Genomic DNA, 14,353 nt, shown 5'->3' on the forward strand with positions numbered 1-14,353 from the left:
CATAAATCCAATCCTCTGGAGGTTCCTGTGAGCGTGGGCGTAATAACCGGCATTGTGCTGGTGGTGTTGTTACTGGGCTATCTGATCTATGCCCTGTTAAATGCGGAGGCCTTCTGATGGCGGCCAATGCTTTTTTACTCATCGCATTTTATCTGGTGCTGCTGATGGTGCTGGCACAGCCGCTTGGCCGGGGTCTGGCCGCGTTAGTAGCTGATAAACCGGTGTTTGCCCGTTTTGAAGCGCCGCTGTGGCGACTGCTGGGCGCGCAGCAATCGGAGATGCGCTGGCCGCACTACCTGCTGGCGATACTGCTGTTTAACGCGCTGGGCTTCGTGGTGCTGCTGGCCATACTGCTGTTGCAGGGCTCGCTGCCGCTGAATCCGCAGCAGCTGCCTGGCCTGAGCTGGCATCTGGCGCTCAACACCGCTGTGAGCTTCGTCACTAACACCAACTGGCAGTCCTACAGCGGCGAAAGCACCCTGAGCTATTTCAGCCAGATGGTGGGCCTGACGGTGCAGAACTTCCTCTCTGCCGCAACCGGGATCGCCGTGGCGTTTGCGCTGATCCGGGGTTTCGCTAATCGCAGCTCTGCCTCTCTGGGTAACGCCTGGCGCGACCTGACACGCATCACGCTCTACGTCTTACTGCCCATCAGCCTGCTGATGGCGCTGTTCTTTGTCAGTCAGGGCAGCATTCAGAACTTCGCGCCTTACCACAGCTTCACCACGCTGGAAGGCGTGCAGCAGACGCTGTCGATGGGACCAGTGGCGTCGCAGGAAGCGATTAAAATGCTGGGCACCAATGGGGGCGGCTTCTTTAACGCCAACTCCGCCCATCCGTTTGAAAACCCGACGGTGCTGACCAACCTGGTGCAGATGCTGAGCATCTTCCTGATCCCGGCCGCGCTCTGCTTTGCGTTTGGCGAAAGCGTGCGTGACCGTCGTCAGGGCCACATGCTGCTGTGGGCGATGACGCTGATGTTTGTCGCGGCGGTCGCCGTCGTGATGTGGGCCGAACTGCAGGGCAACCCGCATTTCCTCCAGCTGGGTGCCGACAGCGCCGTCAACATGGAAGGCAAAGAGACGCGCTTTGGCATTCTTAACAGCAGCCTGTTCGCGGTCATTACCACCGCGGCCTCCTGCGGTGCGGTCAATGCCATGCACGACTCCTTTACCGCACTGGGCGGCATGGTGCCGATGTGGCTGATGCAGCTGGGCGAAGTAGTGTTTGGCGGCGTCGGTGCCGGTCTCTACGGCATGCTGCTGTTTGTGCTGCTGGCGGTATTTATCGCCGGGCTGATGATTGGCCGTACCCCGGAGTTCCTGGGTAAAAAAGTCGACGTGTGGGAGATGAAAATGACCGCGCTGGCGATTCTGGTCACCCCGGCGCTGGTGCTGATCGGCACCGCGCTGGCGATGATGACCGACGCTGGTCGCAGCGCAATGGCGAACCCCGGCATTCACGGCTTCAGCGAAGTGCTCTACGCCGTTTCCTCGGCGGCTAACAACAACGGCAGCGCCTTTGCCGGACTGAGTGCTAACACGCCGTTCTGGAACCTGTTACTGGCGGTCTGCATGCTGCTGGGCCGCTTCGGCATCATCATTCCGGTGATGGCGATTGCCGGTGCGATGGCGGTGAAAAAAGTGCAGCCGGTGGGTAACGGCACGCTGCCCACCCACGGCCCGCTGTTTATTGCCTTACTCATCGGCACGGTGCTGCTGGTGGGTGCACTGACCTTTATTCCTGCTCTGGCGCTGGGCCCGGTGGCTGAGCATCTGCAACTTGTTCAGGGACAATCCTCATGAGTCGTCAACAACAGGCGTTATTTGACGCAGCCCTGCTGCGTACCTCGGCCTGGGATGCGGTGAAAAAGCTCGATCCGCGGGTACAGTTCCGTAATCCGGTGATGTTTGTGGTCTGGCTCGGCAGCGTGCTGACCACGCTGCTGGCGCTGGCAATGTTATCCGGCCGCATCAGCGGCAGCGCCAGCTTTACCGGCGCGATTGCACTCTGGCTCTGGTTCACCGTGCTGTTCGCCAACCTGGCGGAGGCGCTGGCAGAAGGGCGCAGCAAGGCCCAGGCCAGCAGCCTGAAAGGGGTCAAAAAGACCAGCTTTGCTAAAAAACTGTCAGCGGCGCGCTATGGCGCGGAGTGGCAGCAGGTCAGCGCCGATGCGCTGCGTAAAGGCGACGCGGTGCTGGTCGAAGCGGGTGACATCATTCCCTGCGACGGTGAAGTGATGGAGGGCGGTGCCTCAGTGGATGAGAGCGCGATTACCGGTGAATCTGCACCGGTCATCCGTGAGTCAGGCGGTGACTTCGCCTCTGTGACGGGCGGTACGCGTATTCTCTCTGACTGGCTAGTGATCACCTGTAGCGCCAACCCGGGCGAAACCTTCCTTGACCGGATGATCGCCATGGTGGAAGGGGCGAAGCGCCGTAAAACCCCGAATGAGATCGCCCTGACCATCCTGCTGGTGTCACTGACCATCGTGTTCCTGCTGGCGACCGTCACACTCTGGCCGTTCTCGGCATGGGGCGGCACGCCGGTCAGCATCACCGTGCTGGTGGCGCTGCTGGTCTGTCTGATCCCGACCACTATCGGCGGCCTGCTGTCGGCGATTGGTGTGGCGGGAATGAGCCGGATGCTGGGTGCGAACGTCATTGCGACCAGTGGACGTGCGGTGGAAGCCGCCGGCGATGTGGATGTGCTGATGCTGGACAAAACCGGCACCATCACGCTGGGTAACCGTCAGGCGACCCAGTTCCTGCCCGCGCCGGGCGTCAGCGAAGAGCAGCTGGCCGACGCCGCGCAGCTCGCCTCGCTGGCTGATGAAACGCCAGAGGGCCGCAGCATCGTGGTGCTGGCGAAGCAGCGCTTTAATCTGCGTGAGCGCGATCTCAGCAGCATGGGTGCCAGCTTTATTCCGTTCTCAGCCCAGACCCGCATGAGTGGCGTAAACGTGCAGGAGCGGCTGATCCGCAAGGGCGCGGTCGATGCGGTCCGCCGTCATATCGAAGCGAACCATGGCCGTTTCCCTGCCGAGGTCAATGCGCAGGTGGAAGAGGTGGCACGCAGTGGCGGCACGCCGCTGGTGGTGTCCGAGGGCGCGAACGTGCTGGGCGTGGTGGCGCTGAAAGATATCGTGAAAGGCGGCATCAAAGAGCGCTTTGCCGAACTGCGCAAAATGGGCATTAAAACGGTAATGATCACCGGCGATAACCCGCTGACCGCCGCGGCCATTGCGGCGGAAGCGGGCGTGGATGACTTCCTGTCAGAGGCGACCCCGGAAGCCAAGCTGGCGCTGATCCGCCAGTATCAGGCAGAAGGACGGTTAGTGGCGATGACCGGCGACGGCACCAACGATGCGCCTGCCCTGGCGCAGGCGGATGTTGCGGTGGCGATGAACTCCGGTACACAGGCGGCGAAAGAGGCGGGCAACATGGTCGATCTCGACTCGAACCCGACCAAGCTGCTGGAAGTGGTGCACATCGGTAAACAGATGCTGATGACGCGCGGTTCCCTGACCACTTTCAGTATCGCCAACGACGTGGCGAAATATTTCGCCATTATTCCGGCGGCGTTTGCGGCGACCTATCCGCAGCTCAACATGCTGAACGTGATGCAGCTGCACTCGCCCGCCAGCGCAATTCTGTCAGCGGTGATCTTTAACGCCCTGGTGATTATCTTCCTGATCCCGCTGGCCCTGAAAGGCGTCAGCTACCGCCCGCTGAGTGCCGCTGCGCTGCTGCGCCGCAACCTGCTGATTTACGGTCTGGGTGGCCTGCTGGTGCCGTTTGTCGGCATCAAAGCGATCGATCTGCTGTTAGTGCTTTCAGGCATGGCCTGAGGAGAAAAAAATGAGTCAGTTACGTCCGGCAATTTTACTGTTGTTGCTGCTTACGCTTGTTACCGGCGTGGTTTATCCTTTCCTCACCACCGGGCTGGCGCAGTGGCTGTTTCCGGCCCAGGCCAATGGCTCGCTGCTGGAAGAAGATGGCGTGGCGCACGGATCCGCGCTGATTGGGCAGAACTTTACCCAGCCCGGCTATTTCTGGGGCCGTCCTTCAGCCACCACTGATAAAGCCTATAACCCGCTGGCCTCGGGAGGCAGTAATCTGGCCGCCAGCAACCCGGCGCTGGATAAAGCGGTCGCCGACCGCGTCGCTGCACTGCGTGCCGCCAATCCGCAGGCACCTGCAGCCGTGCCGGTTGAGCTGGTGACGGCTTCCGCCAGCGGGCTGGACCCGGATATTTCGCCCCAGGCTGCCCTGTGGCAGGCTCCGCGTATCGCTGCCAGCCGCAACGTGCCGGTCGCGCAGGTCGAGGCGCTGATTGAAAAGATGACGCATCGTCCGCTGATGCCCTTCCTCGGCACGCCGACCCTCAACGTGCTGCAGCTGAACATGGCGCTCAACGAACTGTAATGGTGTTAAGGAAGCGATGAACCACGACGAACCCCAGCGTCCCGATCCCGACGCGCTGCTGCAGGCTAACCGCGAAAGTCATCGCGGGCAGCTGAAGATTTACTTTGGTGCCTGTGCGGGCGTGGGCAAAACCTACGCCATGCTGCAGGAGGCACAGCGGCTGCGTGCGCAGGGTCTGGATGTGCTGATTGGCGTGGTAGAAACCCACGAACGGCCGGAAACCGCGCAGCTGCTGACAGGCTTAACCCTGCTGCCGCGGCGCGCAACCGGCCGCTCGCGTCATGCGGAGTTTGATCTTGATGCTGCGCTGGCCCGCCATCCGGCGGTGATTCTGATGGATGAGCTGGCGCACACCAACGTGCAGGGCTCGCGCCATCCCAAGCGCTGGCAGGATATCGAAGAGCTGCTGGAAGCGGGCATCGACGTGCTGACCACTGTGAACGTGCAGCATCTTGAGAGCCTCAACGATGTGGTCGGCGGGGTTACCGGCATTCAGGTGCGCGAAACCGTGCCCGATCCCTTTTTCGACAGCGCTGATGAAGTGGTGCTGGTCGATCTGCCGCCCGACGATCTGCGGCAGCGGCTGAAAGAGGGCAAAGTCTACATTGGCGACCGCGCGGAACGCGCCATCGAAAACTTTTTCCGCAAAGGTAACCTGTTCGCCCTGCGTGAACTGGCCCTGCGTCGCACTGCCGATCGGGTGGACGACCAGATGCGCGCCTGGCGCGATCAGCAGGGACGGGATCGCGTCTGGCACACCCGCGACGCCATTCTGCTCTGCATTGGTGACGACAGTGGCAGTGAAAAGCTGGTGCGTACCGCTGCCCGGCTGGCGGCACGGCTCGGCAGTGAATGGCACGCGGTCTATGTCGAAACACCCCGGCTTAACCGGCTGCCCGAAGCGCGGCGACGGGCGATTCTGCGCACCTTACAGCTGGCGCAGGAGCTGGGTGCGGAAACGGCCACGCTGTCGGAACCGGATGAAGCGGAAGCGGTGCTGGGCTACGCCCGCGAGCACAACCTGGGCAAAATTGTCACCGGTCGTCGCCCGCTGCGACGCTGGCGGCGTGACAGTTTTGCCGAACGTCTGGGCCAGCTCGGCCCCGATCTCGACCTTCTGGTTGTCGCACTGGATGAGCCGCTGAAGGATGCGCCGCATCCGCTGCCGGATGGCCGCGTGACCAGTGAAAAATGGCGCATTCAGCTGCGCGGCGTGATGATGGCGCTGGTGCTCTGCATCGTCGTCACCGCAGCCGGACAGTCGGTACTGATCAATTTCGATCCTGCCAACTGTGTGATGATCTACCTGCTGGCGGTGGTGATCGTGGCGCTGCGCTATGGCCGCTGGCCGTCGGTGATCGCCACGGTGATGAATATCGTCGCCTTCGACCTCTTTTTTGTGGCCCCCACCGGCACGGTGGCGGTCTCCGACCTGCAATATCTGGTGACCTTTGGCGTAATGCTGGCGGTGGGCGTCATTGTCGGCAACCTTACGGCAGGCGTGCGTTATCAGGCGCGGGTGGCGCGCTACCGCGAGCAGCGGGCGCGGCAGCTCTACGAGATGGCAAAATCGCTGGGCAGCGCGCTGACGCCGCAGGATATCGCCGCCACCAGCCAGCGGGTGCTCGACGCCACTTTGCAGGCGCGCTGCCTGCTGTTGCTGCCGGATGAGCAGGGTGAGCTGCAACCGGTGGGCGAGGCGTTACCGGCCAGCGAACCGGATCGCGCCATCGCGAAATGGAGTTACAGCAAAGGCCAGCCTGCGGGCGCGGGCACCGATACCTTACCGGCGGTGCCCTATCAGATCCTGCCGCTGAAAAGCGGTGCACACTGTCGGGGTCTGCTGGTGGTGGAGCCGCAGAACCTGCGTCAGCTGATGATCCCCGAACAGCAGCGGCTGGTGGAAACCTTTACGGTACTGATTGCCAATGCGCTGGAGCGAATGGCGCTGTCGCACAGCGAGGCGGCATCCCGGCTCTCGGCCGAGCGTGAACAGCTGCGCAATGCGCTGCTCTCGGCGCTGTCCCACGACCTGCGCACCCCGCTGACCGTGCTGTTTGGTCAGGCGGAAATGCTGATGCTCGACCTGGCCAGCGACAACTCAAAATATGTGCCGCAGGCCAGCCAGATCCGTGAGCAGACGCTGAGCACCATCCGGCTGGTGAGCAACATGCTGGATATGGCACGCATTCAGTCGGGCGGCCTTAACCTGCGGGAAGAGTGGCTGGCGCTGGAAGAGGTGATCGGCGGCGCGCTGAGCAGCATGGCACCGTCGCTGAAAGGGCATGAGGTTCAGCTCGATCTGCCGGATGACATCGTGCTGATTAAAGGCGACAGCACGCTGCTGGAACGCGTCTTCACCAACCTGATTGAGAACAGCCTGAAGTATGCCGGTAACAGCGCGCCGCGTGGCATCCGCGCCTGGCGTGCTGCAACACGGCTGGAGATTGCGGTGTGGGACAGCGGACCGGGCGTTGCCGAAGACGATTTAACCCGGATATTCGATAAGTTCTGGCGCGGTGATAAAGAGTCGGCGGTGCCGGGCGTCGGGCTGGGTCTGGCAATCTGTAAAACCATTATTGAGAGCCACGGCGGCCAGATCTGGGCAGAGAACCGACCCGAAGGCGGCGCGGCATTTCGTCTCTCACTGCCGCTGCCGCCGGTCCCTGAAATTTCTGACGAAGGGCTGAAATAACTTCACAGTGGATCGGTTATACTTCCGGACCTGTTTGATTATTCGTGGGATTGTATGGAACGTTTTACCGAAAACCTGATGTATGCATCGCGCTGGTTGCTGGCTCCGGTTTACATTGGACTTTCGCTGGGATTGCTGGCGCTGACCATTAAATTTTTCCAGGAAATTTTCCACCTGCTGCCCAACATTTTCAGCATTGCGGAAAACGATCTGATCCTGCTGCTGCTGTCGCTGGTGGATATGACGCTGGTGGGCGGCCTGCTGGTGATGGTGATGCTGTCGGGTTATGAGAACTTCATCTCCAAGCTTGATATCGACGAAGACAAAGAGAAGCTGAGCTGGCTGGGCAAGATGGACTCCGGCTCGCTGAAAAACAAAGTCGCGGCTTCTATCGTGGCCATCTCCTCGATTCACCTGCTGCGGGTGTTTATGGAAGCGCGCAACGTCGAAAACGACAAGCTGATGTGGTACGTGATTATCCACCTGACCTTTGTGCTCTCGGCCTTTGTGATGGGCTGGCTGGACAAAATGTCGCGCTACGATAAAAAGTAATTTATCACCTGGCGGCCCGCTGACGCGGGCGCCTGCTTTATCCCTTCCGCTCTGCTTCCCCTGAACGACCTGCCGGCTGCGACGCCGGGCGCGTGCCCGCCAGCTGTGGCATCACCTCTTTGATCATGGCAAAAAAGTGTTGCAGCCTGGCCGGGTAGTAACTCGCCCAGGGATAGGTCAGCCATACCGGCAGCGGCGGGGCCTGCCAGGCGGGCATCAGCTGAACCAGACTACCATCCGCTAAGTCCTCCTGCACCGCCCACGAGGAGACAATCGCCGCGCCCATCCCGGCCAGCGCCGCTTTGCGCACTGCATATAAGCTGTCGCTGCTCAGCCGGGGCGTAATCGCCAGGTTCACTGGCTGGCCGTCGTCAATCTTCTGCAACGCCACTTCATTACGGTAAAAGCTGGTCAGCGCCAGCCAGGGCAGATCGCGCAGCTGTGCCACACGTTCTATCGGCGGATGCTGCGCCAGCAGGTGCGGGGCCGCCACCACAATGCGCGGCACTTCGGCCAGCAGAATCGCCACCACCGAGGGATCGGTGGGCGCACCGACCTGAATGGCGCAGTCCACGTTCTCCGCCATGAAATCGGGCGTGCGGTCATTCAGCATCCACTCGATATTGAGGCGGGGATAGCGGTGCAGATAGTCCACCAGCGGCGCGATCAGTTGATCCTGACCAAAGGCGTGCGGCGCACGAACCCGCAGCGTACCGACCGGGTCATCGCTGGCACCGGTCAGCTCATCTTCCAGCGCATGCCAGGTCGCCAGCAACTGCCGTGCCTGGGCGTAGCAGCGTTCGCCATCATCGGTGAGTTTCAGCGCATGGGTGGTGCGCAGGATTAGCTTGAGGCCCAGCCGCTGCTCCAGGGTCTGCAATCGGCGGCTGACGGTGGGCTGTGTCGTGCCAAGCTGGGCTGCTGCTGCGGACAGGCTGCCGCTCTCAACGATACGGATAAATGTCTGCATCAGGTCGATGCGATCGCTGCTGTTGGGATTGTTCATACGCGCCACGCATAACGGTTTTGTCTGGTATCAGTCTACCGCGTATAACCACAATGCGCTTTAATGGTTGCACGAAATGATGAGGATTACAGCATGTCAGCCATACAGACTCAGACGCAAAATGAATCGCTCTCTACGCCGCTGGTGTTTACCCTGGCGGCCGGAGCCGGGCTCAGCGTTGCATCGATTTACTACAGCCAGCCGATGCTGGATATCATCAGTAAGCAGTTTAATGCAGGCATCGGCGCAGTTGGCATGGTGCCGATGCTGACTCAGGCGGGCTATGCGCTGGGTATTCTGCTGCTGGCCCCGCTGGGTGATCGTCACGACCGCCGCACCATTATCTTTATCAAAGGCTTACTGCTGGTCGCGGCGCTGCTGCTGTGTGGCTTTTCCGGTGGACTCAGCGCGCTGCTGGTTGCCAGTTTTATTACCGGCCTGACCGCCACCGTGGCGCAGGATATTGTGCCCGCGTCGGCGACGCTGGCCCCGGAACGCAGCCGGGGTAAAACGGTCGGCACGGTGATGACCGGACTGCTGGTCGGCATCCTCCTGTCGCGGGTAGTCAGCGGGGTGGTGGCGGAATATTTCGGCTGGCGCACCATGTACATGATCGCCGCACTGGCGGTACTGCTGATTACGCTGACGCTGTGGCGGGTGTTGCCACGCTTCGCGCCGGGCACCTCAGTGAGCTATCCGCGCCTGTTGCTGTCACTGGTGCATCTGTGGCGTCACCATCAGACCCTGCGCCGCGCCGCGCTGGCTCAGGGTCTGCTGTCGGTCGCCTTCAGCGCCTTCTGGTCGACGCTGGCGTTAATGCTCAGCGACCGCTTTCATCTCGACAGTGCGGTGGCGGGGGCGTTTGGTTTAGCCGGTGCAGCAGGCGCTATGGCAGCACCGCTGGCGGGCAGTTTTGCTGACCGCATCGGCCCGGCACGCGTCACGCAGGCCGGTGCCGCGCTGGTGACGATCTCTTTTGCGCTGATGTTTCTGCTGCCACTGCTGCCCATGCCCGCACAGCTGGCGCTGATTGTGGTCTGTACCATCGGCTTTGATTTAGGGGTGCAGGCCACGCTGGTGGCGCATCAGACGCTGGTCTATGGCCTGGCACCGGAAGCACGCAGTCGCCTGAATGCATTGCTGTTTACTGTGGTGTTTATCGGTATGGCGACCGGTGCGGCGCTGGGCAGTCTGGCGCTGGCTCACTGGGGCTGGAATGGCGTCGTTGCGCTCGCCACTTTAGCCGGTGCCGCGGCTCTCGCGGTCCGCTTCGCCAGTCGTCACCTGAAAAACTGACGCCTCGCCCGTCAAAAAATGTGCCAGGCTTATTCATAAACCCGAAATATTGTGGAGTGTTATGAACTTTTTAGCCTGGACAGCAGCGACGGGCGGCCTTCTGCTGCTGATGTCGCTGGCTTCCGGTTGGATTCACCGGGGGCCAGTCACCTCATTTGGTCTGTTCCTGATCGCGGGCATGCTGTGCGGCCCGTGGGGATTTGATGTTATCCACCTCGATATCGTCACCCATTCCGAAGCCGTGGCCCATATCACCGAAATCACCATGGCGGCCTCGCTGTTTATCACCGGTCTCAAGCTGCGTCAGCCGCTGCAGAACAACTGCTGGCACACCGGGCTGAAGCTGGCGTTTCCCGCCATGCTGCTTACCGTTGCCGCGATGACCCTGCTGGCACACTTCCTGGTGGGATTAGACTGGCCGATTGCGCTGGCGTTTGGGGCGATTGTCGCGCCGACCGATCCGGTGCTGGCGAGCTTAATCTCGGTCAACGATGCGCAGGATGATGACTCGCTGCGTGTGGCGATCTCCAGTGAAGCGGGCATGAACGATGGCTCCGCATTACCCCTGCTGATGCTGGCGCTGCTGCTGTTTAATGGCGAGAGCCTGAGTGGCGCGATGCTGGCGCACTGGGGCGCGGTCGAGGTGCTCTGGGCGATTGGCGGCGGTCTGATCATTGGCTTTGTTCTGGGGCAGTTAATCGGCATGCTGGCGACCCGACTGCGCAATGCGAATGGCGACGTTGCGCCCAATGATTTCCTGGCGCTGGCGCTGATAGCCCTCAGTTATTCGCTGGTGGAGTACCTGGGTGCCTCCGGCTTCCTGGCTGCCTTCGCCGCCGGACTGGGGTTACGCCGTGCCGAGCTGGGCGTATTCCATCGTCATCAGCCGGAAGACCTCTCTGACGACGAGCGCGTATTGCCCTCTGAGGCGCTGGTGAATCCTAACAAACGCCTGGCGCATCAGGGCGGCAATAATATGGTGAAGTCGATTGGGTTTGTAGTAGGCGACGCGCTCTCTTTTGGCGATACTATTGAACGTTTACTGGCGGCTGGCATGATGGTGGTGCTGGGCGTCACACTAGCGCAGCACTGGAACATCTACGGCGTGCTGATTGGCCTGGTGCTGTTTGTGGTGGTACGACCGCTGGCCGTCTGGCTGGTAACGCTGCGCGCCGGACTGCCGCTCGGGCAGCGCTTGCTGATTGGCTGGCTGGGCATCCGGGGAATTGGCAGCCTGAACTACATCGCCTATGCCTGGACGCACGGCATGCAAGGCCCGCAGATGGAAATCATGACGAATATAGCGTTAACGCTGGTGGTCTGCAGCGTGGTGGTTCACGGCACCACCGTGACGCCGCTGCTGAACTGGCGTCAGAAGCGCCTCGAAGCCCTTCAGCGCAAGGTTTAACCTGAACGAACAGGAGTTAAAAATGAAAGTCACTCAGATAGTGCTGCTAAGCCTCCTTGCCTCCGGCAGCGCGCTGGCAGCGGACGACGCTGATACTGAGCAGAATGTTTACGCCAGTCAGTTGTGCCACATTGTCAGCGGCGAGAAAAAGGTCGCGAGTGCGGATCAATATGTTGAACAGATGAAATCGTCAGTCGCGAGCAGTCAGTCATCATCGGCGATGAATCAGCCGGAATTTGATGAAGAGTCCGCGCGTGAAGTGGCCAGTGCCTGGCTGCAACTTGGCGATGATGAGCGGGCCAAACTGCGCGTCAACGAACAGCAGTGTGAACAGGCCGTGATGGCGCAGTTCCAGCAGGAAGATTAACCATACGGAATGAAATAAAAACGCGCCTGTCCGGCGCGTTTTTTTATGGCTTTCCTGGGGCTATTGCGTACATAATCGCCACCCATGGCACCAGACTTGCATCTGTTACTTCTTCTGTAGCCTGCCGCAACGGCTTGCTCATTACTCTGGCATCACACAACAGGCATTATGATTACGCGTCGACGCTTTATTCTCGGCACGGGAGCGCTCGGGCTCTCCATGACCACCGGCAAATTATTTGCCCGCGATGACATTATTCCCCTCTGGCCGGACGATCCGCCCGGCGGCGGCGGCCCATCCGGCCAGTTGCATATTAACAGCAGTGGATCCTGGTCAAATATCGTCAGCCCGGCGATTCAGCGGTTTAAACCAGAAAATCCGAATGGCGAAGCGGTATTAATCGCCGCAGGCGGCGGGTATCGCTGGATCGGCATGGCGCGTGAAGCCTGGCCGGTAGCGCGCTGGCTGAATGCCAGTGGCTATACTGCCTATGTGCTCAGCTACCGGTTGCCGCATGAGAAGTGGCAGGCGGGTCGGCTGGCGCCACTGCAGGATGCGCAACGCGCCATCCGGCTGGTGCGATCTTTCGAACGTAAGGTGCATGTGCTGGGTTTCTCGGCAGGCGGACATCTGCTGGGGCTGGCGGCGGCGCGGCCAGACTTTGAATCTTATCCGGCCATCGATCCGCTGGATGAAGTGGTGCCGAAAGTCGACAGCGTCGGCCTGATCTATCCGGTCATTACCCTGGAAGCGCCTTATCAGCACACCAATACGCATCTGATGATGGTCGGTAAAAATGCCACGCCGCAGGATGAGGCGAACTGGTCAGTGCAGAACTATGTGACCCGGCAATATCCGCCGACGTTTCTGGCGCAGGCCGAGGACGATCACACCTCCAATCCGTTTAACACCGAGCTGATGCGCGACACCTGTCGCCGCAACCGCGTGCCGGTTGAGCTGATTCAGATCAGCAAAGGCGGACACGGATTTGGCCTCGGCAAGGCGGGTACGCCCGCAGCATTGTGGGATCAGGCGTATGTCCGCTGGCTGGATCGCGTAAGCTGAAGTGCACTGACGCGGTGCTGCACTGCACGGTCAGAAAGCGGAAGTGGATGCGGCATAAAAAAACAGGCGACCTTAAGGTCGCCTGTTCTGTTTCTGAAGCCCGGTGCGGATTAACGCATCGTTACAAACTCTTCCGCTGCGGTCGGGTGGATCGCCACGGTGTTATCAAAGTCCTTCTTAGTCGCGCCCATCTTCAGCGCCACGGCGAAGCCCTGCAGCATCTCATCCATACCGAATCCGATGCCGTGAATGCCGACGATCTTCTCATCGGCACCCACACAAACCAGCTTCATGCGGCACGGCTGACGATGCTGGGTGACCGCGGTGTACATGGCGGTAAACGACGATTTATAGACCTTCACCTGATCGTCGCCATACTGTTCGCGCGCCTGCGGCTCGGTCAGTCCTACGGTGCCGATCGGCGGATGGCTGAACACCACGGTCGGGACGTTGCTGTAATCCAGATGCTCGTCCGGCTTGTTGTTAAACAGACGCTCAGAGAGACGACGTCCTGCGGCAACCGCAACCGGCGTCAGCTCAACCGCACCGGTGTTGTCGCCCACGGCGTAAACGCCTGAGACATTGGTGTTCTGGAATTTATCGACGCTGATATAGCCTTTCTCATTCAGCGCCACGCCTGCGGCCTGAATATTGAGATTGTCCGTTTCAGGCTCACGACCAATCGCCCAGACCAGGCAATCTACGGTGTAGTCGCTGCCGTTTTCCAGCTGCAGCGTCAGGCTGCCATCGCTGTTTTTGATCACAGCCTTAGGAATGGCTTCGGTGTGCAGCGCCGGGCCTTCGGTGTTCATCACTTCGACCAGCGTCTCGGTGAGCAGCGGGTCGAAGCTGCGCAGCGGCGCGTGTTTACGCACGAACAGGTGGGTTTCTGAACCCAGCGCGTTCACCACGCCCGCCAGCTCAACCGCGATATAGCCCGCGCCGACAACCGCGGTGCGTTTTGGCAGCGCGTCCAGCTCGAAGAAGCCGTCGGAATCAATGCCGTACTCCGCACCCGGAATAGAAGGGTGAACCGGACGACCGCCAGTGGCGATCAGAATGTGGTTAGCCGTAATAATCTCGCCGTTCACTTCAACGCTGTGCGCATCGACAAAGCGGGCAAAGCCTTTGATCACTTCAACTTTGTTCTTACCCAGCACGTTGTCATACGAGCTGTGGATGCGATCGATATAGGCGCTGCGGTTTTTGACCAGCGTGGCCCAGTCAAAGCGGTTTACGGTGGTGTCGAAGCCATAATCCGGGCCATAAAGATGGATAGCTTCGGCGATTTGCGCGGCGTGCCACATGATTTTCTTCGGCACGCAACCCACGTTCACGCAGGTGCCACCCAGCTCTTTTGCTTCAATCAGGGCGCATTTCTGGCCATACATAGCTGCACGGTTAATCGAGGCGATGCCGCCGCTGCCGCCGCCAATGGCGAGATAGTCGAAATGTCGGGTCATTGAAGTATCCATCCGGTTGCATAAAAAATTGGGGTTGAGTGTAACGCTGCGGGTCGAAATGACGCAAAGTTTGC

12 protein-coding genes are annotated in these 14,353 nt (G+C 60.5%); 10 read left to right on the top strand and 2 right to left on the bottom strand.

The window, feature by feature from the left end; all coding sequences use genetic code 11:
* Positions 1–27 precede the first annotated feature (27 nt).
* From kdpF to IV493_RS00375, 6 genes are read left to right on the top strand one after another with little or no spacing between them, the layout of a single operon-like run.
* The gene (gene kdpF / locus IV493_RS00350; RefSeq protein ID WP_010253443.1) at positions 28–117 is read left to right on the top strand and encodes a K(+)-transporting ATPase subunit F; all 90 of its coding nucleotides are present in this window, start codon (positions 28–30) and stop codon (positions 115–117) included.
* Positions 117–1,805 (top strand): potassium-transporting ATPase subunit KdpA, encoded by a 1,689-nt coding sequence (gene kdpA / locus IV493_RS00355; protein ID WP_013359402.1) that lies wholly within the window; start codon positions 117–119, stop codon positions 1,803–1,805. The genes kdpF and kdpA overlap by 1 nt, the downstream gene beginning before the upstream one ends.
* On the top strand, positions 1,802–3,850 hold the full coding sequence (gene kdpB, locus IV493_RS00360; protein WP_110331030.1) for a potassium-transporting ATPase subunit KdpB: 2,049 nt from the start codon (positions 1,802–1,804) through the stop codon (positions 3,848–3,850). The genes kdpA and kdpB overlap by 4 nt, the downstream gene beginning before the upstream one ends.
* Before the next feature lie 10 nt (positions 3,851–3,860).
* A complete protein-coding gene (gene kdpC / locus IV493_RS00365) occupies positions 3,861–4,427 on the top strand; it encodes a potassium-transporting ATPase subunit KdpC (protein WP_195857593.1) in 567 nt (188 codons plus the stop codon).
* 16 nt (positions 4,428–4,443) lie between these two features.
* Positions 4,444–7,122: a two-component system sensor histidine kinase KdpD gene (gene kdpD / locus IV493_RS00370; protein ID WP_013359399.1), complete on the top strand. Its 2,679-nt coding sequence runs from the start codon at positions 4,444–4,446 to the stop codon at positions 7,120–7,122.
* A gap of 54 nt (positions 7,123–7,176) precedes the next feature.
* Complete coding sequence (locus IV493_RS00375; protein WP_003852093.1) at positions 7,177–7,674, top strand: TIGR00645 family protein; 498 nt, start codon at positions 7,177–7,179, stop codon at positions 7,672–7,674.
* 37 nt (positions 7,675–7,711) lie between these two features.
* Here the strand turns inward: IV493_RS00375 and IV493_RS00380 are convergent, their stop codons facing one another.
* A complete protein-coding gene (locus tag IV493_RS00380) occupies positions 7,712–8,680 on the bottom strand; it encodes a LysR family transcriptional regulator (RefSeq protein ID WP_013359398.1) in 969 nt (322 codons plus the stop codon).
* 93 nt (positions 8,681–8,773) lie between these two features.
* On the opposite strand from IV493_RS00380, the gene IV493_RS00385 reads away from it, so the two are divergent.
* The 4 genes from IV493_RS00385 (at position 8,774) to IV493_RS00400 (ending at position 12,816) form a co-directional block, all read left to right on the top strand.
* The gene (locus IV493_RS00385) at positions 8,774–9,976 is read left to right on the top strand and encodes an MFS transporter (RefSeq protein ID WP_013359397.1); all 1,203 of its coding nucleotides are present in this window, start codon (positions 8,774–8,776) and stop codon (positions 9,974–9,976) included.
* A gap of 61 nt (positions 9,977–10,037) precedes the next feature.
* Positions 10,038–11,384 (top strand): sodium:proton antiporter, encoded by a 1,347-nt coding sequence (locus tag IV493_RS00390; RefSeq protein ID WP_195857594.1) that lies wholly within the window; start codon positions 10,038–10,040, stop codon positions 11,382–11,384.
* 22 nt (positions 11,385–11,406) lie between these two features.
* Positions 11,407–11,751, top strand: coding sequence for a hypothetical protein (locus IV493_RS00395; protein WP_013359395.1), 345 nt, complete (start codon positions 11,407–11,409; stop codon positions 11,749–11,751).
* Between the two features lie 168 nt (positions 11,752–11,919).
* Positions 11,920–12,816 (top strand): alpha/beta hydrolase, encoded by an 897-nt coding sequence (locus IV493_RS00400; protein WP_013359394.1) that lies wholly within the window; start codon positions 11,920–11,922, stop codon positions 12,814–12,816.
* Positions 12,817–12,926: 110 nt separating this feature from the next.
* Here IV493_RS00400 and gorA read toward each other — a convergent pair whose 3' ends face one another.
* On the bottom strand, positions 12,927–14,279 hold the full coding sequence (gorA, locus tag IV493_RS00405; protein WP_033734348.1) for a glutathione-disulfide reductase: 1,353 nt from the start codon (positions 14,277–14,279) through the stop codon (positions 12,927–12,929).
* Between the last annotated feature and the right edge of the window lie 74 nt (positions 14,280–14,353).

This window comes from Pantoea sp. SM3640 (assembly GCF_015654165.1).
Classification (GTDB): Bacteria; Pseudomonadota; Gammaproteobacteria; order Enterobacterales; family Enterobacteriaceae; genus Pantoea; species Pantoea vagans.